The sequence below is a fragment of the Roseomonas sp. TAS13 genome, assembly GCF_001950415.1.
In the GTDB taxonomy this organism is placed as follows: Bacteria; Pseudomonadota; Alphaproteobacteria; order Acetobacterales; family Acetobacteraceae; genus Roseomonas; species Roseomonas mucosa.
The window spans coordinates 1-20,556 of the sequence record NZ_BDLP01000041.1 but is presented as its reverse complement, the minus strand read 5'-3'; the positions used below and the strand labels follow the sequence as shown (position 1 = coordinate 20,556).

At 69.7% G+C, this 20,556-nt stretch carries 16 protein-coding genes and 1 pseudogene; 7 read left to right on the top strand and 10 right to left on the bottom strand.

The window, feature by feature from the left end; genetic code table 11:
- From ROTAS13_RS05830 to ROTAS13_RS05820, 3 genes and pseudogenes are all read left to right on the top strand, one after another.
- Positions 1-210, top strand: a pseudogene (locus ROTAS13_RS05830) (hypothetical protein); the annotation flags it as partial.
- 64 nt (positions 211-274) lie between these two features.
- Positions 275-1,156 carry a LysR substrate-binding domain-containing protein gene (locus ROTAS13_RS05825; RefSeq protein ID WP_075821797.1) on the top strand — a complete coding sequence of 294 codons (882 nt, stop codon included), beginning with the start codon at positions 275-277 and terminating at the stop codon, positions 1,154-1,156.
- 191 nt (positions 1,157-1,347) lie between these two features.
- A complete protein-coding gene (locus ROTAS13_RS05820; RefSeq protein WP_019462735.1) occupies positions 1,348-1,674 on the top strand; it encodes an NIPSNAP family protein in 327 nt (108 codons plus the stop codon).
- Positions 1,675-2,039: 365 nt separating this feature from the next.
- On the opposite strand, the gene ROTAS13_RS05815 is transcribed toward ROTAS13_RS05820, so the two are convergent.
- From ROTAS13_RS05815 to ROTAS13_RS05805, 3 genes are all read right to left on the bottom strand, one after another.
- Complete coding sequence (locus ROTAS13_RS05815) at positions 2,040-2,759, bottom strand: ribonuclease activity regulator RraA (protein ID WP_075821796.1); 720 nt, start codon at positions 2,757-2,759, stop codon at positions 2,040-2,042.
- A gap of 9 nt (positions 2,760-2,768) precedes the next feature.
- Positions 2,769-4,580, bottom strand: a complete 1,812-nt coding sequence (gene araD / locus ROTAS13_RS05810; RefSeq protein WP_019462733.1) for an L-arabinonate dehydratase — start codon at positions 4,578-4,580, stop codon at positions 2,769-2,771.
- An 84-nt stretch (positions 4,581-4,664) separates the two neighbouring features.
- The gene (locus ROTAS13_RS05805; protein WP_019462732.1) at positions 4,665-6,245 is read right to left on the bottom strand and encodes an aldehyde dehydrogenase (NADP(+)); all 1,581 of its coding nucleotides are present in this window, start codon (positions 6,243-6,245) and stop codon (positions 4,665-4,667) included.
- Positions 6,246-6,434: 189 nt separating this feature from the next.
- On the opposite strand from ROTAS13_RS05805, the gene ROTAS13_RS05800 reads away from it, so the two are divergent.
- The 3 genes from ROTAS13_RS05800 (at position 6,435) to ROTAS13_RS05790 (ending at position 9,969) form a co-directional block, all read left to right on the top strand.
- Entirely contained in the window at positions 6,435-7,343 is a 909-nt protein-coding gene (locus ROTAS13_RS05800; RefSeq protein ID WP_019462731.1) for a LysR substrate-binding domain-containing protein, read from the top strand.
- Between the two features lie 244 nt (positions 7,344-7,587).
- The gene (locus ROTAS13_RS05795; protein ID WP_058390194.1) at positions 7,588-8,934 is read left to right on the top strand and encodes an MFS transporter; all 1,347 of its coding nucleotides are present in this window, start codon (positions 7,588-7,590) and stop codon (positions 8,932-8,934) included.
- A gap of 93 nt (positions 8,935-9,027) precedes the next feature.
- Positions 9,028-9,969 carry a 2-hydroxyacid dehydrogenase gene (locus tag ROTAS13_RS05790; protein WP_058390195.1) on the top strand — a complete coding sequence of 314 codons (942 nt, stop codon included), beginning with the start codon at positions 9,028-9,030 and terminating at the stop codon, positions 9,967-9,969.
- 31 nt (positions 9,970-10,000) lie between these two features.
- On the opposite strand, the gene ROTAS13_RS05785 is transcribed toward ROTAS13_RS05790, so the two are convergent.
- The 5 genes from ROTAS13_RS05785 to ROTAS13_RS05765 form a co-directional block, all read right to left on the bottom strand.
- Positions 10,001-11,212, bottom strand: a complete 1,212-nt coding sequence (locus ROTAS13_RS05785) for a CaiB/BaiF CoA-transferase family protein (protein ID WP_075821795.1) — start codon at positions 11,210-11,212, stop codon at positions 10,001-10,003.
- A gap of 16 nt (positions 11,213-11,228) precedes the next feature.
- Positions 11,229-12,437 carry an acyl-CoA dehydrogenase gene (locus ROTAS13_RS05780; RefSeq protein WP_019462727.1) on the bottom strand — a complete coding sequence of 403 codons (1,209 nt, stop codon included), beginning with the start codon at positions 12,435-12,437 and terminating at the stop codon, positions 11,229-11,231.
- A gap of 195 nt (positions 12,438-12,632) precedes the next feature.
- A complete protein-coding gene (locus ROTAS13_RS05775) occupies positions 12,633-13,112 on the bottom strand; it encodes a response regulator (protein WP_075821794.1) in 480 nt (159 codons plus the stop codon).
- A 190-nt stretch (positions 13,113-13,302) separates the two neighbouring features.
- Positions 13,303-14,115 carry a YoaK family protein gene (locus tag ROTAS13_RS05770; protein WP_369923785.1) on the bottom strand — a complete coding sequence of 271 codons (813 nt, stop codon included), beginning with the start codon at positions 14,113-14,115 and terminating at the stop codon, positions 13,303-13,305.
- Between the two features lie 145 nt (positions 14,116-14,260).
- Entirely contained in the window at positions 14,261-14,536 is a 276-nt protein-coding gene (locus ROTAS13_RS05765; RefSeq protein ID WP_126281837.1) for a hypothetical protein, read from the bottom strand.
- Between the two features lie 244 nt (positions 14,537-14,780).
- Between ROTAS13_RS05765 and ROTAS13_RS05760 the strand changes: the two genes are divergently transcribed.
- The gene (locus ROTAS13_RS05760) at positions 14,781-17,105 is read left to right on the top strand and encodes a molybdopterin guanine dinucleotide-containing S/N-oxide reductase (protein WP_075821792.1); all 2,325 of its coding nucleotides are present in this window, start codon (positions 14,781-14,783) and stop codon (positions 17,103-17,105) included.
- 1,013 nt (positions 17,106-18,118) lie between these two features.
- On the opposite strand, the gene ROTAS13_RS05755 is transcribed toward ROTAS13_RS05760, so the two are convergent.
- Together ROTAS13_RS05755 and ROTAS13_RS05750 are read right to left on the bottom strand one after the other, a co-directional pair.
- A complete protein-coding gene (locus ROTAS13_RS05755; protein ID WP_075821791.1) occupies positions 18,119-19,288 on the bottom strand; it encodes a hypothetical protein in 1,170 nt (389 codons plus the stop codon).
- Between the two features lie 163 nt (positions 19,289-19,451).
- A complete protein-coding gene (locus tag ROTAS13_RS05750) occupies positions 19,452-20,486 on the bottom strand; it encodes a TAXI family TRAP transporter solute-binding subunit (RefSeq protein ID WP_019460930.1) in 1,035 nt (344 codons plus the stop codon).
- Between the last annotated feature and the right edge of the window lie 70 nt (positions 20,487-20,556).

Below are 20,556 nucleotides of genomic sequence, written 5' to 3'. Positions count from 1 at the left end.
TCGCCTTACGGTGGAGCTGTACGTAGATGTGATCAAGAGACAGACCGGCTGGAGATCGTGCTGAACACGCCGGCCCTGGCCGATCTCGCGGCCATCATCCCGGCGGCGGAGCGGCTCGACCCGGTGACGGTCGGCTTCGATGCCGGGGGGATGGGAGATGTGCTGGGCTGGGTGAACACCGTCTCGGCGCTCTCGGCCTTCCTGCGCTGAGGGCCGCTCGCGGCACCGTTGCGGAATCGGCCGCGATGAACCGCGGCGGCGGGGCTTGCGATCCATGAGACCGCCCGCGATCGACCTCCGGCTTCTGCGGCAGTTCGTGGCCGTCGCCGAGGAACTGCATTTCCGCCGCGCGGCATCCCGGCTCAACATCTCCCAGCCGCCGCTCACCGCCGCCGTGAAGCGGCTGGAGGAGGAGATCGGCGCCGTTCTGCTGGAGCGTGGCCGCCGGACGGTTGCCTTGACGCCTGCGGGCCGGACCCTTCTGGAGGAGGCCCGCAAGCTGCTCGGCCAGGCCGAGCTGGCAGTCGCGGCGACGCGCGACGTGGCCGCGGGACGGCGCGGCCTCGTGCGCCTCGCCTATGTCGGCAGCGCCATGTACGGGCGGCTTCCCGGAGCGATCGCGGCCTTTCGCCGGAGCCATCCCGGGGTAAGGCTGGTCCTCACGGAGGCGACGACGGCGGCCCAGGTCAGGGGGCTGCGCAACGGCGGCATCGATCTGGGAGTGCTCACCCCGCCGCTCGCCGATGCGGGCGGGCTGGAACTGCGCGGCTTCGATCGCGACCGGCTGGCCATGGCGCTGCCCGCCGCGCATCCGCTCGCGCGGACCGCGACGCTCGCCGATCTTGCGGGAGAGCCCTTCATCCTCTGGCCGCTGCGCGAGGGGGAGGGGTTCCACGCCCGTGCGATCCGGCTCTGCCGCGATGCCGGCTTCCGGCCCGACATCGTGCAGGAGGCACACGGCATGCACGCGGTGCTGTCGCTGGTGGCGGCGGGCGCGGGTGTCGCCCTCGTGCCCTCGCGCATGGCGCGCCTGCATCCCGACACAGTCGTCTTCCGCCGGATCGACAACGACGTGGCGGATTTCGAGACCTCTCTCGCCTGGCCGGCCGGGCGGCTCGATCCGGCCGCGAGGGAGCTTGCCACGGCCTTCGCCTGATAGGCGGCGCGTATCACGGCACCCCTGGATCGGTATTTGAAGGAATGGCTCCGGGCGAGCAGCTTCGGGTGGTCAGGGAGCGGCCCATGGGCGGACATCATTCACGGCGACGGCATCTGTCATGGCTGGCGAGCGGCCTCGCATCGATGACGATGGCCGGCCCGGGCCTGACAGCATCCGAGAGGACCGGCATGATCCACCAGCTTCGCATCTACGAGATTTTCGACCGCAACAAGGCGGCATTCCATGCCCGCTTCCGGGACCATGCGGCTCGCATCATGCGGCGCCATGGTTTCGACATCGTGGCGATGTGGGAGGCCGGCCCCGCGGGCGCGCCGAAATTCGTCTATCTGCTCCGCTGGCCCGACGAGGCGACACTCGATGCGCGCTGGGCCGGCTTCATGGCCGATGAGGAATGGTCCCGCATCAAGGACGAGACCGGGGCCCGCGAGGGAAGGCTGGTGGGCGAAATCGAGAACCTGGTGCTGCGGCCAGTCGACTACTCGCCGGCCCTTTAGGGCGGATCCCGGTCGGCGGGGCCGCCCGACCGGGCGATATTCCCGTGGGGTCCCCCTGCGCGGATCGGGGCACGGCCACGGCAAACGCTTCTTGCGTCCCCGCCCCCTCTTTGCTATAGGAATATAGTCAACTATCAGCCCCATGCCAACCAGATGCCGGTACGCGATCCTGACTGGCATCCGGTTGCCCCGGCATGAGCGGGCCATTCATCCGTCTGGGCGGTTAAAAGACTAAAATCCTAAAAACACTCAAATCCGAAACAGCACGGGTGATGGAATGTCCCGGCTCGTGAAGAGGGAGAGGCGAGCGGCTTCGTCGGCGGCGGCCCGGAGGAGAGGCTGGCCTTTCCTCCGGGCCGGTGCGCTCAGCGCCCGTTCTGCTTCCGCCACTCGGCGAAGAGCTCGAGGTTCTTCTCGTTCGTCGCCGGGTAGAGGCCGATGATCGTGTGGCCCTCGCGGACGCGTTCGGTGACGAAGTCCTCATAGGCGGTCATGCCGACCGCTTCCTCGGCGATCTCGTCGGCCAGCGCGGCGGGAAGGATGATCACCCCGTCATTGTCGCCGACCACGACATCGCCCGGAAAGACCGGGGCGTCGCCGCAGCCGATCGGCACATTGATGTCGATTGCCTGGTTCAGCGTCAGGTTGGTCGGCGCCGAGGGGCGGCTGTGGAAGGCCGGGATGTCGAGCGTCGCGATCTCCGCGGAGTCACGGAAGCCGCCATCCGTCACCACGCCGGCCACGCCGCGCGCCTGCAGGCGCGTCACCAGGATGCCGCCGGCGGACGCCGCGCGGGCATCCTTGCGGCTGTCCATCACCAGCACGGCGCCCGGCGGGCAGGTCTCGACCGCCTTGCGCTGCGGGTGCTCCGGGTCGCGGAAGACGGACATGTCGTTCAGGTCCTCGCGCGCCGGCATGTAGCGCAGCGTGAAGGCCTCGCCGACCATGCTCTCCTTCAGCGGGTGCAGCGGACGGACGTCCTGGATGAACTGGCTCCGCAGACCGCGCTTGTAGAGGATGCTGGCGAGCGTCGCGGTGCTGACACCCTTGAGCTTGTCCCGGGTCTCGGGCTTGAGCGTGGACATGGCGTTTCCTCAGAAGATCACGGGTTCGGAGACGGGCGCGCCGAAATCGGTGCGCAGGAAGTCGAAGTCGCAGCCCTGGTCGGCCTGCTGGATGTGCTGGCTGAACATCCAGCCATAGCCGCGCTCGAAGCGCTTCTCCGGCTGCTTCCACTCGGCGCGGCGACGCTCCAGCTCCTCATCCGTCACTTCCATGTGGATGGTGCGGGCATCGACGTCGATGCTGACGATGTCGCCGGTCTTCAGCAGCGCCAGCGGGCCGCCGATATAGCTTTCCGGCGCCACATGCAGGATGCAGGCGCCGTAGGAGGTGCCGGACATGCGCGCATCCGACAGGCGCAGCATGTCGCGCAGGCCCATCTTCAGCAGCTTCTTCGGCATCGGCAGCATGCCCCATTCCGGCATGCCCGGCCCGCCCTGCGGCCCGGCATTGCGCAGCACCAGGACGGAGTCCGGCGTGAAGGGATAGTTCTCGTCCTCCACCGCCTTCTTCATCGAGGGATAGTCGTCGAAGACGAAGGCCGGGCCGGAATGCTTGAGGAACTTCTGGTCCATCGCGGCGGGCTTGATGACGCAGCCGGAGGGGGCGAGGTTGCCCTTCAGCACCGCCAGCGAGCCCTCGCCATAGATCGGGTTGCCCAGCGGCCGGATGACGTCGTCGTTGTAGACTTTCGCGCCCTCGATGTTCTCGCCCAGCGTGCGGCCCGAGACGGTCAGGCAGCCGAGGTGCAGGAACTCGCGGATCTCGTTCATCAGCGCGCGGATGCCGCCGGCGTAGAAGAAGTCCTCCATCAGGTACTGGTTGCCCGAAGGGCGGACATTGCCGATCACCGGCACCTTGCGGCTGTAGCGCTCGAAATCGTCGAGGCCGATATCCTGGCCGGCACGGCGGGCCATGGCGATCAGGTGGATGATCGCGTTGGTCGAGCAGCCCATCGCCATGGCGACGGCGATGGCGTTCTCGAAGGCCTCGCGGCTCTGGATCTTCTGCGGCGTCAGGTCCTCCCAGACCATCTCCACGATCCGGCGGCCGGATTCGGAGGCGAGGCGGATATGGCCCGCATCGGCGGCGAGGATCGAGGAGCCGCCCGGCAGCACCATGCCGACCGATTCCGCGATCGCCGTCATGGTGGAGGCCGTGCCCATGGTCATGCAGGTGCCGTAGGAGCGGGCGATGCCGCCCTCCACGCCCAGCCAGTCCTGGTCGGTGATCTTGCCGGCGCGCAGCTCGTCCCAGTACTTCCAGCTGTCGGAGCCGGAGCCGAGCGTCTTGCCCTGCCAGTTGCCGCGCAGCATGGGGCCGGCGGGCAGGAAGATCGCCGGGATGTTCATGCTGGTGGCGCCAAGCAGCAGGCCCGGCGTGGTCTTGTCGCAGCCGCCCATCAGCACCGCGCCGTCGATGGGGTGGGAGCGCAGCAGCTCCTCCGTCTCCATTGCCAGGAAGTTGCGGTACATCATGGTGGTCGGCTTGACGTAGCTCTCGCTCACCGAGATCGCCGGCAGCTCCACCGGGAAGCCGCCCGCCATCAGGATGCCGCGCTTCACGTCATCGACGCGCTGCTTGAAGTGGACGTGGCAGGGGTTCAGGTCGGACCAGGTGTTGATGATCCCGATCACCGGCTTGCCGGTCCACTCCTCGGGGGAATAGCCCATCTGCATGGCGCGGGAGCGGTGGCCGAAGGAGCGCAGGTCGGCCGGGCCGAACCAGCGGCGGGAGCGCAGCTCCTCGAGCGGCTTGCGGCGGGGGAGCGGCGAGTTCTCGCCGCTCTCGGCCTCCAGCTCGCGCGGAGGCAGGTCGGGAGTTCCCTCGGGGGTCTCAGGCATCGGAAGACGAATCCGTTTCTTGCTTCGGTTCTTGTTCGGATGGGCCGCGGGGCCGGCACGCCGCCGGTCCCGCGGCAGACGCGTTCAGTTCTTGCCGAGCGCGCCGTCGATGCGGCGCCAGAGGCCGAGCGGGTTGCCGTCGCGCAGCGCCTCCGGCAGCAGCTCGGCCGGGAAGTCCTGGTAGCAGACCGGGCGCAGGAAGCGGCGGATCGCCAGCGTGCCGACCGAGGTGGTGCGGCCGTCGGAGGTGGAGGGGTAGGGCCCGCCATGCACCATGGCGTGGCTGACCTCGACGCCCGTGGGGAAGCCGTTGATCAGGATGCGGCCGACGCGGCGCTCCAGGATCGGCAGCAGCGCGCGGGCGAAGTCCATGTCCTCCGGCTCCATCAGGACGGTGGCGGTGAGCTGGCCCTCCAGCTTCTCCGCCATCTCCTTCATCTTCTCCACTTCCTGGCAGCGGATGACGAGCGAGGCGGCGCCGAAGACCTCCTCCTCCATGGACGGGTCGGCGATGAAGTCCTCGGCCTTCGTGGCGAAGATCGCCGCCTGGCCTTGCGTGTCGCCGGACGCGATCTGGCCCTCGGCCACCTTCTCGACCCGCTTGTTGGCGGCGAGCTTGCCAATGCCTTCCTGGTAGGCCTTGAGGATGCCCGGGGTGAGCATGGTCTGGGCCGGCACCCCGCCCAACGCCTCGGTCGCGGCGCCGAGGAAGCGGGTCAGGTCGGGCCCTTCCGCCGCCATCACCAGGCCGGGATTGGTGCAGAACTGGCCGGCGCCCAGGGTGAGCGAGCCGACGAAGCCCTTGCCCAGCGCCTCGGCCCGCTTGGCCAGCGCGTGCGGCAGCAGGAAGACCGGGTTGATCGAGCTCATCTCGGCATAGACGGGGATCGGCTCGGGCCGGGCGGCGGCGGTCTTCATCAGCGCCGTGCCGCCGGAGCGCGAGCCGGTGAAGCCGACCGCCTTGATGTGCGGGTTCGCCACCAGCCCCTGGCCGACCACGGCGCCGGAGCCGTAGAGCAGGGAGAAGGTGCCTTCCGGCAGGCCGCACTGCTGCACCGCGGCCTGGATCGCGCGGCCCACCATCTCGGAGGTGCCGGGATGCGCCGAATGCGCCTTCACCACCACCGGGCAGCCGGCGGCCAGCGCCGAGGCGGTGTCACCGCCCGCCACCGAGAAGGCGAGGGGAAAGTTGGAGGCGCCGAAGACCGCCACCGGGCCCACGGCGATATGGCGCTGGCGCAGGTCCACGCGCGGCAGCGGCTTGCGGTCCGCCAGCGGCGGGTCGATGCGCGCCTCCAGCCAGGAGCCCTCGCGAACCACCTCGGCGAAGAGGCGGAGCTGACCGGTCGTGCGGCCGCGCTCGCCCTCGATGCGGCCGCGCGGCAGGCCGCTCTCGGCCATGGTGCGCTCGATCAGGGCATCGCCCAGATCCATGATGTTGCTGGCGATGGCCTCCAGGAACCGCGCCCGGTCTTCCAGCGAGGTCTCGCGATAGGTGTCGAAGGCGGCCCAGGCGAGTTCGCAGGCGCGGTCCACATCCGCCGCGCTGCCGCCGCCATAGCTGGGTTCCATCGGCTTGCCGGTCTGGGCCTCGATGGCCTGGACGGGCTTGTCGGTGCCGCGCATGGCGCTGGCGCCGATCAGCATTTCGCCGGTGAGCTGCATGGTCGCTCCTCCCTTTTCTGGACCGGGCGGAGGGGATGTCCCGCTTCCGTCCCGTTGTCCTCGCCGGGCGCCACCCTCCCACACTCCGGGGCGAGCGGGGAGCGCCAAGCTGTCACCGGATGCTTGTAAGAGTTACATCTATGCCGGTCCAACTCATAAAATGGATGCGATCATGCAGGAATTGGATCGATGTTCGAGCTGAGCCAACTCCGCTGCTTCGTGGCGGTGGCCGAGGAGCTGCATTTCGGCCGCGCCGCTGCCCGGCTGCACATGACCCAGCCGCCCCTCAGCCGGCAGATCCAGCTCCTGGAGCACGCCCTGGATGTCCGGCTGCTGGAACGCAGCAGCCGCTCGGTGCGGCTCACCCAGGCCGGGCGCGCCTTCTTTCCCGAGGCAAGGCGGCTGCTGCAGTTCTCGGAAGGCGCAGCGCTGGCGGTGCGGCGGGTGGCGCGGGGGGAGGCGGGCTCGGTCACCATCGGCTTCACCGCCGGCACCAGCTTCGGCTTCCTGCCGCGCTTCGTCTCGCTCGTCCGCCGCAGCCTGCCGCGCATCGACATGGCACTGAAGGAAATGGTGACGCGAGAGCAGATGGAGGCGCTGGCGGCGCAGCGGATCGACCTTGGCTTCGTCCGGCCGCCCTTCGACCGGCGGGGGGTGGAGACCTTTCCCGTCTGGAGCGAGCCCCTGGTCCTTGCCGTGCCGGAAATGCACCCCTTCGCCGAGGAACATGCGGGGCAGGGGCCGTTCCGCATCGCCGACCTCAACGGCCAGGACATGGTCATGTACTCGCCGACCGAGGGGCAGTACTTCCACGGCCTTGTCTCGGACATGGTCCGCTCGGCCGGGGCGCTGCCGAACTATGTGCAGTATATCAGCCAGATCCACACGATCCTGCCGCTGGTCGGCACCGGCCTGGGCCTGGCCATCGTGCCGGCCTCCGCCCGGCGCCTCGGCCTGCCGGGCATCTGCTACCGGGAACTGCCGGGCGCGCCCTCGGCCGATCTCTTCGCGGTGGTCCGCAACGGCGACAGCCTGCCGGCGCTGCGGATGATCCTGCAACTGCTGCGCGGCCCGGCCATGCGGCCGGACGCGGCGTGAGAGGCAGGGGCCTCCGGGCTCCCTGCTGGTCGCACCCGGGCCTGGAGGATCAATTCAACAATCGTATGGATCAATGCCATTTCTGGCTTGGACCGTTATCGCCCCGCTCCCCTATTGGTCTTGCATCAGTTGCATGACGTCTGAGTCGCTTCCGGTCCCTGTCGGGGGAAGGGCAAGCGGATATGGGCACGCAAGAACAAGGGGTGGCGGCGGCCATGCCGCCGCTTCCCCGGGAAAGGTCCGCATGAGCAGCACGACATCCATCGGCAACATGGCCGTCCCGGCCGTGAAGGCCACCCGCGTCCGCTACGCGATCCTGGGCCTGCTCTTTCTCGTCACGGCCATCAACTATGCCGACCGCGCGACGCTCTCGATCGCCGGCACCGCCCTGGCGCGCGAGCTGAACTTCGACCCGATCGGCATGGGCTATCTCTTCTCGGCCTTCGGCTGGGCCTATGTGATCGGGCAGATCCCCGGCGGCTGGCTGCTGGACCGCTACGGCTCGAAGCTCATCTACGGGCTCAGCCTGTTCTCCTGGTCGCTCTTCACGCTGCTGCAGGGTGGCGTGGGCTTCTTCCACCCGACTTCGGCCTTCGTGATGCTTTTCGCGGTCCGCTTCGCGCTGGGCCTCGTGGAATCGCCGGCCTTTCCGGCGAACAACCGCATCGTCGCCGCCTGGTTCCCGACGGCGGAACGCGGCACGGCCACGGCGATCTTCAATTCCGCCCAGTACGCGGCGGTGGCCTTCTTCGCGCCCATCATGGGCTGGATCACCGCGAGCTTCGGCTGGGAATACATCTTCCTCTTCATGGGCGCGCTGGGCATCCTGCTGAGCCTCGGCTGGCCCTGGCTGATCCACAATCCCAAGGACCATCCGCGCGCCAATGCCGCCGAGATCGAGCTTATCGAGAAGGGCGGCGCACTGGTGGACATGGACCGCGCCGGCGCCGCGCCGCCGGTGAAGATCCGCTGGACGCATGTGAAGCAGCTGCTGAGCCACCGCCTGCTGCTCGGCGCCTATGCCGGCCAGTATGCCATCACCGCGCTCACCTACTTCTTCATCACCTGGTTCCCGATCTACCTCGTGCAGGCGCGCGGCATGTCGATCATGAAGGTCGGCTTCGTGGCGGCCCTGCCGGCCATCTGCGGCTTCCTGGGCGGCGTGTGCAGCGGCATGCTTTCCGACGCGCTGCTGCGCCGGGGCATCTCGCTTTCCGCCGCGCGCAAGACGCCCTTCGTGCTCGGCATGGCGCTGGCGACGACACTGGTGGCCTGCAACTTCGTCCAGGCGGAATGGGCGGTGATCGCCATCATGGCGCTCGCCTTCTTCGGCAAGGGCCTCGCCGCCATCGGCTGGGCGGTCATCTCCGACGCCGCGCCAAAGGAGATCACCGGCCTGACCGGCGGCATGTTCAACGCGATCGGCAACATCGCCGGGATCGTGACGCCGATCGTGAGCGGCTACATCATCGTCGCCACCGGCGCCTATGACGGCGTGCTGCTCTTCGTCGCGGCCCATGCGGTGCTGGCGATCCTGGCCTATCTCTTCCTGATGGGGCCGATCCGCCGCCTGACGCTGCGGCAGGACTGACCCCCAGCCTCCGCCCTCCCGCAGGGGAGGGCGGGGCGGGTCCCGACCGCGAGGCCGGGTTCCCCTCGAACCCCGCAAGAAGAGAGTGACGCCGTGAAGCCAGACATCCTCCTGCTCCAGGCCATGCCGGAACCGGTCGAGGCCGCGCTCGACGCCGCCTATGCCGTCCACCGCCTGCACAAGGCCGCCGACCCGCAGCAACTGCTGCGCGAGGTGGGGCCGTCGATCCGCGGCGTGGTCACCGGCGGCGTGAAGGGGGCGTCCCGCGCCCTGATGGAAGCCCTGCCGAAGCTGGAGATCGTCGCGGTCAGCGGCGTCGGCACGGATGCGGTGGACCTCGCCCATGCGCGGGAGCGCGGCATCCGCGTGACCACCACCCCGGGCGTGCTGACCGACGACGTCGCCGACATGGCCATGGCGCTGATCCTGTCGGCGCTCCGCATGACGGCCTTCAACGACCGCTTCGTGCGGGCAGGGCGCTGGCGGGCGGGCGAGGCGCCGCCGCTGGCGCGCAAGGTCACCGGCCGCCGCCTGGGCATCCTGGGCCTGGGCCAGATCGGCCGCGCCATCGCCCGCCGCGCGGAGGGCTTCTCCATGGAGATCGCCTATACCGACCTGAAGCCGCTGCCCGGATGCGCCTACCGCTTCGAGCCGGAACTGCGGGCCCTGGCGGAAGCCAGCGACATGCTGGTCGTGGCGGCCTCCGGCGGGGAGCAGTCCCGCGGCATCGTCGGGCGCGCGGTGCTCGATGCGCTCGGGCCGCGCGGCTTCCTGGTCAATGTCGCGCGCGGCAGCGTGGTCGATGAGGCGGAGCTGGTCGCGGCCCTGGCGGAAAAGCGCCTGGGCGGCGCCGGGCTCGATGTGTTCCTCGACGAACCGAACGTGCCCGAGGCGCTGCTCGGCATGGACAACGTCGTGCTGCAGCCGCACCGCGCCAGCGCCACGGAGGAAACGCGCCTCGCCATGGGGCAGGTCGTGCTGGACAACCTCGCCGCCCAGTTCGCCGGCCGGCCCCTGCCTTCCGCGGTGGTGTAGCCGCCGCCGGGCCTTCCCGGCGGCGGACGGATCAGATCGTGCCCTGTTCCCGCCATTGCGCGATCTCCGCCTCGGACGCGCCGAGACGTTCGCGCAGCACCGCCTCGGTATGTTCGCCGAGGCGGGGAGGCGCCTGCTCATAGGCGATCGGCGTGCGGGAGAAGCGCATCGGGCTGGCCACGCCCGGGACCGTGCCGAGCTCGGGATGCCGCATCTCCAGCCGCATCCCGCGCGCCTGGGCCTGCGGATCGGCGAAGGCGGCTGCGACGCCGTTCACGGGGCCGCAGGGCACGCCCAGCGGCTCCAGTTGCGCCAGCCATTGCGCCGTGGTTTGTCCGGCGACGATGTCGCGCAGCAGCGGCACCAGCACTTCCCGGTTCCGCACGCGCCCGGTGTTGGTGCGGAAGCGCTCGTCCTCCGCCAGGTCCGGCCGCCCGGCGGCGGTGACGAAGCGGCGGAACTGCTCGTCATTGCCCACCGCCAGCACGATGTCGCCATCCACCGTGGCGAAGGACTGGTAGGGCACGATGCTGGGATGCGCGTTGCCCAGCCGCCGCGGCTCCCGCCCCGAGACGAGGTAGTTCAGCGCCTGGTTGGCCAGGGTCGCGATCTGCACATCGAAGAGGGCGAGGTCGATATGCTGGCCCTCGCCGCTGCGGCCGCGCTCGTGCAGCGCGGCCAGGATGGCGGTGGAGGCGTACATGCCGGTGAGGATGTCGGTGATGGCGACACCCACCTTCATCGGCTCGCCACCCGGCTCGCCGGTGACGCTCATCAGCCCGCCCATGGCCTGGAGCAGGAAGTCGTAGCCGGTGCGCTGGCGATAGGGGCCGGTCTGGCCGAAACCGGTGATGGAGCAGTAGATCAGCCGCGGGTTCACCGCCCGCAGCCCATCATGGTCCAGCCCGTATTTCCTCAGGCCGCCGAACTTGTAGTTCTCCAGCACCACGTCGCTTTCGGCGGCGAGGCGGCGGAGGATCTCCTGCCCCTCGGGACGGGTGAAATCCACCGTCACCGAGCGCTTGCCCCGGTTGGCCGAAAGGAAATAGGCGCTGACCTCGCTGGGCTGCCCCGCCGCATCCTCGACATAGGGCGGGCCCCAGCCGCGGGTGTCGTCGCCCGCGCCCGGGCGCTCGATCTTGATCACCTCGGCGCCCAGGTCGGCCAGGTTCTGGCTCGCCCAGGGGCCGGCGAGGACGCGGCTCAGATCGAGGACCCTCACGCCCTCCAGCGGACCGGCCATGCTGCTGCCAGCCCGCTCAGAAGGCGTTCAGGCCGGTCTGGGCACGGCCCAGGATCAGCGCATGGACGTCGTGCGTGCCCTCGTAGGTGTTCACGGTCTCCAGGTTCATGGCGTGGCGGATCACGTGGTACTCGTCCACGATGCCGTTGCCGCCGTGCATGTCGCGGGCCATGCGGGCGATGTCGAGCGCCTTGCCGCAGTTGTTGCGCTTGACCAGGGAGATCATCTCCGGCGCCACCCGGTGCTCGTCGAACAGGCGGCCGACGCGCAGCGAGGCCTGCAGGCCGAGCGTGATCTCCGTCTGCATGTCGGCGAGCTTCTTCTGGATCAGCTGTGTCTGCGCCAGGGGGCGGCCGAACATGACGCGGTTCATGGTGTAGTCGCGGGCGCGGTGCCAGCAGTCCTCGGCCGCGCCCAGCACGCCCCAGGAGATGCCGTAGCGGGCGCGGTTGAGGCAGGAGAAGGGCCCGGCGAAGCTCTTCACCCCCGGCAGGCGGTTCTCCTCGGGCACGAAGACCTCGTCCATCATGATCATGCCGGTGACCGAGGCGCGCAGGCTGAACTTGCCCTCGATCTTGGGGGCGGTCAGGCCCTTCATCCCCTTCTCCAGGATGAAGCCGCGCAGGGTCCCCTCGTCGTCCTTGGCCCAGACCACGAAGACATCGGCGATGGGCGAGTTGCTGATCCAGGTCTTGGAGCCGGAGACGGAGTAGCCGCCATCGACCTTCCGCGCGCGGGTGCGCATGGAGTTCGGGTCGGAGCCGGCATCGGGCTCGGTCAGGCCGAAGCAGCCGACCCATTCGCCGCTGCGCAGCTTCGGCAGGTACTTCTCCTTCTGTGCCTCGGAGCCGAAGGCGTGGATCGGGTACATCACCAGCGAGGACTGCACGGAGAAGGCGGAGCGATAGCCGCTGTCGACCCGCTCCACCTCGCGCGAGATCAGCCCGTAGGAGACATAGCCGACCCCGGCGCAGCCATAGCCCTCCAGCGTTGCGCCGAGGAAGCCCTGCTCGCCGAACTCGTTCATGATCTCGCGGTCGAAATGCTCGCGCCGGTTGGCTTCCAGGATGCGCGGCGCCAGCCGGTCCTGGCAGAAGGCGCGCGCCGCGTCGCGGATCATGCGCTCCTCCTCGTTGAGCTGCTCCTCCAGCAGCAGCGCGTCATCCCACTGGAAGCTGGGGCGTGCCGCCTTGGCCTTCGATTCGTGACCGGGGATGACGTTCATGTGGGCTCCTCCTTGCTTCACGCCGGCCCGCCTTGCGCAAGGCGGGCCATCCGGGCGGGCCGCGGCGCAGGGATGCCGCCGGGGCCCGGGATCGCCGGCATTGTGGCGGCGGGTGACGGGAGGTCTATCCCCTTCGCACGGGAAACGCTACATCGCCGGGGGCGAAAGGCGAGGGGCGGCCCGCCGGACAGGGCCTCAGCCGGCCCGAATGAGCTCCCGCACCGTCTCGGCCAGCGAGGACATGGTCAGGGGCTTGGAAAGGGCCCGGTCCCGGCTGCCGAAGCGGCGGTTCTCATAGACCCAGGGGCGGCCGGTGATGAACACGACCGGCAGGTCGGGGAAACGCTGCCGCAGCATGGCGGCGACGTCGAAGCCGTCCTGCACCATGCCGAGATTGATGTCCGTTAGCAGCAGGCGGCAGCGTTCCGCCCCGCCGCAGGCTTTCAGGGCCTCGGAAGGGCCGCGGGCCTCGCGCACGGTCCAGCCTTCGTCCTCCAGGACGGAGGCGAGCGTGGCGCGCACCAGATCGTCGTCATCCACGATCAGCACGTCATAGGCGGCGTGGTCCAGGCGGGCCTGGTCGATCGGGCCGGGTGCGTTCACGTTGGGAGTCTGCATCACGTTGTGGGAAACGGCGGAAAAGGCGGGTGGAAACAGGCGCTGACCCCAGGCCATGCGCGGCCTAGGCTGGGCCGGAAGCGGAGATCCCGGAGACCGGTTCGCCGTCCCGGCGCGGGAGAGGAGATCTTTTCAGCCAACGCCTCATCGGGATCCCCAGTACTGCCCCGACAAAAGTTGCACGCGAAATGTCGAATGTCTACCTGGGATTGTATTCCGTGATCGTTCCTCACCCCTGACGATCGGGTCAATCCTGCTGTCGGGCCGCCTGCATCGCGGCCGGTGTCAGCGCGGGCTGGACGACGGCGCTGGCGAGCAGCAGAAGCAAAACCGAGAGCGGCAGGAAGGCGATCAGCCCGATATGGCTGAAGCCGACCGCACCCAGGACCCCGCCCACGAAGAAGCAGCCCAGGAAGCTGGACAGCAGGCGCAGCTTGGCGCGGTCCGCCCGGACATGGGGGGCGTTCGCCTCGGTCACGCGGATGTTCCAGTAGCAGAGCTTACCGAGTTCGATCCCGATATCGGTGACGATGCCGGTGACATGGGTGGTGCGAATCCGTGCGCCGGAGATCTTGGTGATGGTGGCGTTCTGCAGCCCCATCAGGAAGCAGAGCAACGGCACCATCACCGCGATGGCGATGCCTGGAGGCAACTGCTCGCCCAGCAGGCCGAAGCCGGCCACGAGCAGGGCTTCCAGCAACAGAGGCAAGGCATACTGGCTGCGCGCGTGATGCCGCCGGCACCAGTTGATGAGGATGGCCGAGCAGGCTGCGCCACCCAGGAAGGAGCAGAGTGCCGTCAGCCCGGCGAGGAGCACGGCCCAGGCGCCGACCGCAGCGCCGTCCGCCATGGCCGAAACGATGCCCGACATGTGGGAGGTGTACTGTCCCACGATCATGAAGCCGCCGGCATTGATGGCCCCGGCGATGAAGGCCAGGGTCAGGCCGAACTGGATCTCGTTTGGTTCCGACCGGAACAGCATCCTCCAGCCGTTCTGCACCGGCCAGAAGGTGTTCGAGCGGTTCCAGGAACCCGGCTGCAATGCCTCGCCTCCCGACATCACGGGGTCTCCGGGGACGGCCTGCGCGCCCCGTGCCTGTGCCGCATTCTGCGCCCACGCGGCGGGCTTGTCGCGCCCAAAGGGACGCATCCGGTCTCGCGCCGGGTGCGGGGAAGGGGCGGGGACGCCGTGGTACTGCCGGTCTTCAGAGCCTGGCGCGGGACACCGCTACGCCGGACACCTGGCTGCGCCCTGCCGGCGCTTCGGCCAGCCATTGGCGGGGTGCCTCGGCCTCCAGCGCGGCGGCGAGGTCGCCCAGGGCGTCGAGCGCCTGCTCGACCTTGTTGCGCCAGAAGAAGTTGTTGGCGAGGGCGGGGTGGTCGAGCAGTTGCTCCTCTACCAGGCTGGCCAGGACCCGGGTCCGGTGGATCGCCTCCTGGCGCCCGGGGACCGGGGTGCATTCCTCCTCTTCCGTCTTCATGCGGGTGCGCTCCCTGCTCAAGGCCATGCAGATGGGGATGGCCGCCATCGCCGGGGATAGGTCGCCCGCTCCGCCGGCCCCCTTTCTCCGCCGGTTGTGATGAGGTGGCGCCGGAACGTCCCGGAACGGCCGCCATGCCGCACTTGCGATGGACCTGTGCCGCGTCCGGCGCCAAAAGGGCATCCGGATTGCATGTCGCTCCGGAAGCCTCATCCGGCCGCCAAGACGTCACGAAAGGATGCCCATGTCGGACGCCGCCGAACTGCCGCCGGTCAGCCTCGCCGGGGACGGCTTCCTGCCGCATACCTCCCATTGGGGTGTCTTCTCGGCCCGGTTGCGGGACGGCGCGCTCGCCGTCCGCCCCTATGCGGGCGATCCCGATCCGAACGGGATCATCGGCAACTTCCCCGCCGCCCTGCGCCACCGTGCCCGCATTGCCCGGCCCATGGTCCGGCGCGGCTGGCTGGAGCGCGGCCCCGGCCCGGACGGCCGGCGCGGGCGGGACGGGTTCGTCGCGGTTTCCTGGGACGAGGTGCTGGACCGGCTGGGTGCCGAGCTGGGCCGCATCCGCGACACGCACGGGCCCGGGGCGGTCTTCGGCGGCTCCTATGGCTGGGCCAGCGCCGGCCGCTTCCATCACGCGCAGAGCCAGGTCCACCGCTTCCTGAACATCGCCATGGGCGGCTATGTGCGCTCGGTGAACACCTACAGCTCCGGCGCGGCCAGCGTGATCGTGCCGCATGTGCTGGGCAGCTACGAGGATCTGACCCGCCGCAACGTCACCTGGGAACAGATCGCGGAGCATACCGAGGCGGTGATCGCCTTCGGCGGCATGGCGCTGAAGAACAGCATGGTGGCGGGCGGCAGCATCAGCCAGCATGTCGAGCGCGGTGCCATGGCCCGCGCCCGCGCCCGGGGCTGCGACTTCCTGCTGGTCGGCCCGCTGCGCAGCGACCTGCCGCCGGAGGCCGGCGCCGAATGGATCGCCAACATCCCCGGCAGTGACACCGCGCTGATGCTGGCCCTGGTGCATACGCTGGTGGCGGAGGGGCTGCATGACCGCGCCTTCCTCGACCGCCACACCGAGGGCTGGGCGGTCTTCGAGCGTTACCTGACGGGCGAGGCGGATGACCAGCCCAAGGATGCCGACTGGGCCGCCCCGATCGCCGGTATTCCGGCGGAGGAGATCCGTGCCCTGGCCCGCCGCCTGCACGGCAGGCGCGTGCTGGTCGTGGTGGCCCATTCCCTGCAGCGCGCCGAGCATGGCGAGCAGCCCGTCTGGATGGGTGCCGTCCTGGCCGCCGCGCTGGGGCAGATCGGCCTGCCGGGCGGCGGCTACGGCTATGCGCTGGGCGCCATCGGCTATTACGGCCGCCGCAACAGCGCGGTGCCGCTGCCGACGCTGGCGCAGGGGCGCAACCGCGTCGCCGACTACATCCCGGTGGCGCGCATCTCCGACATGCTGCTGAACCCGGGCGGGACCTATCGCTACAACGGACAGACGCGGACCTATCCGGATATCCGCCTCGTCTACTGGGCGGGCGGCAACCCCTTCCACCATCACCAGGACCTGAACCGCCTGCGCCGTGCCTTCGCCGGGGTGGACACGCTGGTGGTGCACGAGATGGCCTGGACCGCCACGGCGCGGCACGCCGACATTGTCCTGCCCTGCACCATGACGCTGGAGCGCGAGGATATCGGCGCCAGCTCCAACGATCCGCTGATGGTGACCATGCACAAGGTGGCCGAGCCCCATGGCGAGGCGCGGGACGATTACGCGATCTTCGCCGGGCTGGCGGAGCGCCTGGGCCGGGGCGCGGAATTCACCGAGGGCCGCGATGCCCGCCAATGGCTGGAGCATCTCTACGAGCGCACCCGCAGGGGGTTGGAGGAAAAGGGGCTGCCGGCCCCGGATTTCGCGCGGTTCTGGGAGGCGGGCAGCCTGACCCTGCCGCAGGAGCCCGACGATGGCGGCGAGCTGCGCCGCTTCCGCGAGGACCCGGTGGCGAACCCACTGCCCACCCCCTCGGGCCGCATCGAGGTCTTCTCCCGCACCATCGATTCCTATGGCGAGGCCGATTGCCCCGGTCATCCCGCCTGGCTGCCGCCCGAGGACGCGCCCCGCCCCGGGGCGCCGCTTTTCCTGGTGGCGAACCAACCCGCGACGCGGCTGCACAGCCAGCTCGACTTCGGCGGCCACAGTGCGGGCGCCAAGCATCGCGGGCGGGAGGTGGCGCGGATGCATCCGCTGGACGCGGCGGCGCGGAGCATCGCGGAGGGCGATATCGTCCGCCTCTTCAACGCCCGCGGCGCCTGCCTCGCGGCGGTGGTGGTGACGGAGGATGTGCGGCCGGGCGTGGTGCAGCTCCCCACCGGCGCCTGGTACGATCCGGCCGACCCGGAGGAGGAGGCGCCGCTCTGCGTCCATGGCAATCCCAACGTGCTGACGCGGGATGCGGGCACCTCCGCCCTGGCGCAGGGCTGCACCGGCCAGCTTACCGCGGTTGAGGTGGAGCGCTTTACCGGCAACCTGCCGCCGGTCCGCGCCTTCGATCCGCCCGGCGGCTGAAGGACGCGCGGCGGGGCCGCCACCCTGGCCACGAGGCCGGGGAAGGGCGGGGTGGCCCCGTCTGCCTTTCTCATCATCCGGGTCCGAAATGAAAAGTGGATGTCCGGGCTCACCGATACTTGTCGGCTCTGTGGCCGTGCTTCGCCGATATTTGCCGCCTTCGCAGCGTTCCATGTCCGGACACCCCGGAAGGCCGGGTGGACATGAGGTCGTACATGCTGGTGCATAGCAGGTGTCGCCTGTTCGGGGTTCTGGCCCTCGTGCCGATGGCGGGAAGTCTGTCGCCCGATGGCTGTGGCCCGCTTGGCCTCAACTGGTGCGGTGGCTGCGGCGGCCCCGGTGACCCTGGTTCCGGTGACTGGTGCTGAGGCGCTTCGCAGCCTGTGACAGCGGCGGCGGTTTAGGCCAGGAGTTGCCGCCACCCCGGCTGCGATCGCACGCCATCCATCCCGATGAGATCCACCGACGCGCCTGTGTCCGGCGTCACTGACGGGCCAGGCCATGCCGGTCCAGGAAGCCAGGACAATGAGTGCGGTCCGCCGGGCCCGTCCGGAAGTCTTCATCCGTCTTGGGCATGTCACAGGGCCGTGAAGCAAGGCCTGCATGGCCGAACGGCTGCCATGCAGCAAAAGCCATAGTTAAACGGGGGAGAGGAGCCCCATTTCCGCGCCATGGATACGATTCCGCTTGGGGACCTTTTCACGATTCTGGGTGGCCTGTTCTGCACGGTGGCCGCCGTTCTCGTGCTGCTCGCCGTTCGTAGCTTCCTGAGGGAAGGGGAAGGCTGACCTCCTTACGCCGGGCAAAGCCTTCGGGCTGCGCAGGAATGCGGGGGCTGCTGCCCCGTGGCGTCTGGCCCATACTGCGGCTGGTCGGCTGCGGCGTAATCGGACCGGAGGCGGCCACGGTGCGGAAAGGTACTCCGGTCGCCGGCACTGCGCCGAAACTGTCTGTCGGCGGCTTCGTGGGGGCTGCCTGCAGCCACGCACGCTGACCTGCCCCGGGCCCCTGCGTCACGTCACGCAGGCGCCTCGGAGATCCTTGCGCTCGACCGGGGTCAGTTCCTCACCCAGCTGAGCCCGCTGCAACAGTATCCGGCAGCGCAGGGCGGGTATCAGCCTTGCCTCGCGGGACGCCGGGGCGCTGTCCCGAACCGGCAGGGCGGCTGGGGCCGAAGGGGCGATGGCCTGGACCGGGGAAGGGGGCGGCGGCGGGACGGCCGGCCCTGCAACGAGGACCGGTGGTGCGGCGGGTGCCTGCACGGGCGTTTCCACGATTGGCTTCTCCACCAGCCGTTTTTCCGCCGGAGGTTCTGGTTCCGCCATGGCGAAGAGGGGCGGCAAGACCTGCGTTTCCGCAGCTGGGGCCGCTTCTTCCGCTGCGTCGGCCGCAGGAGCCGGTGCCAGGACCGGGCCGTCGCCCGACGGTGCCGAGGCCAGCCGTTCCTCCGGTGGACTTGGTGGTGGGAGCGGGATGGGGGGCGCCTCGATCCGGGCGATCCGTTCCAGCAGCCGTGTCTGCGCGTCCCGCAGCGCATAGAGCCGCTTCAGCAGTTCCTCTCCACTGGCACCGCCGCGCTCCTGGCTTTCCGGTGGTGCCTCGATGCTGGCCAGCAGACGGTCCATGGCGGCACCCAGGCGATCGACTCGCGCCATCAGGGCCTCCGGCGTTTCGGCATCCTCCTGCCCCGGCGCCGGGTCCGTCCCGGCCAGGAGATCGGCATCCGGATCCCGCGGGGCCGCGCGGGCCGGCAAGGAAGTCGTGGTGGCCAGCAGCAGGGATTTGCGGTCCACCTGCCCCAGCCGGTCGAGGATCAGCTGCCGTTCCTGGCCCAGTGCCTCCAGCAGCGGAGCGGGGTCGCTCTCCCGGGCTGGGCCCCAGGGATCGGCCTTCCGTGCCGTCATCACCACACCCGCCAGGATGCGGTCGATCGTCAGGCCGATCTGTGCGAGGCGTTCCTGGAGCGCGGCACGCTCCTGCTCCAGCGCCGGCAGGTTTTCCGGCAGGCTGGCGGACCAGGGGACGGCGGCCAGGGCCAGCCTGTCCGGAACTGCCAGCGGGGCCGCTTCCGGCGCTGGCCGGTCCGGCTTGGCCGCGTGGACATCCTGCCACGGCGTCATGGCCGCCAGGCTCAGCGAGCCGCCAAAGAGGAGCAGGCTGGTCAGAATGCGGAAAGAGCGCATGCCGTTCTTGTCCTCACCCCCTGAAGCATCCGCCTGTCTCTTTCGTTGCAGCGCGGTGCGATTTTCATGATCCCAGGCCTTAATTGCGACCATAGAAAGATTTGCTCCGGAAAGGATGCCCGCAACCTCCGTGGTTCCCGGCGGCGAGGGGCCGGCTGTGCCGTCAGTCCGCTGCGAAACCGGCCGGAAGGCGGGAGCGCGCCGCTTGCCGGGAACGGGACGCCGGGGGGGCGGCAACAGGCGCGGCCTGCGGCGCCGGATCGAAGCGGGTCCAGCCCGGCAGCGTCGCGGAGAGGTTCACGTCGCGCCATTTCGGGTGCCGTGGCGGCTGCAGGAAGGCATCGAATTTCTGCGTGAAGGCCCGGGAGAAGCGTTGCAGCCGCTCGCGCCGGATCGGGATCTGGTGGTTGTAGCAGGCAAGGACCGCGCCCACCGCCACCGTGTCCACGCTCTCGCCCTCCGGGATCAGGCCGGGATAGTCGCGCGCCGTGAAGGTGCCGGGGAGATAGGCCTCCAGCAGCGGGTCGGACAGCGGGATCGGCAGGAGCCGCGTCCCTTCGGGCAGAGGGGTGGAGAAGCGCGCCGGCTTGCCGGCGATGCGCACCAGCGCGTCGATTTCGCCCCGGCGCAGCAGTTCCGTGGCATCGTTCGAGGGCAGGTTCACCGTCTGTACCCGCAGGCCGAGCTGCGCGAAGAGGAACTGCGCCGTCATCGCCGTGCCGGACTGGCGGCTTTCCACATTCACCCGGCGTCCGGCAAGATCCTCCAGCCGCGCGATGCCGGGGCGGGCGAAGACGTGCACTTCCTCGTCATAGAGCTTGGCGATGTAGCTCACCTGCTGTTGCAGGCCGGAGAAGAGCCGCTGCTGCGCGGCCGCGGCCAGCACGTCCGACTGCACGAAGGCGAGATCCACCCGGGGCAGGTAGAGCAGATCCGACAGGTTCTGCAGCGAGCCGCGCCCGATCATGGCCAGGATGCGCAGCCCCTCCACCCCGTCGAGCACGTTGGAGATGTCGTCGGCGAAGCGGATATAGGTCCCGTCCAGCCCGGCGGCCATGATGCCCAGCGTGTCGTCGTTGCGCAGCGGCGCGGCGGCCCCGGAAGGGGGCACGAGCGGGGGCAGGGCCTGCGCGTCGGCGGCGGCCGCGCGAAGGGCGAGGCCGCCGGCCAGCCCGGCCAGCAGGTTTCGGCGGTTCATGGTGCCGGGTTCCTTTCGTGGCGCGCGGGCCGCCGCATCATGGCAGCCGTCCCAGCACGCGGTCGGCGGC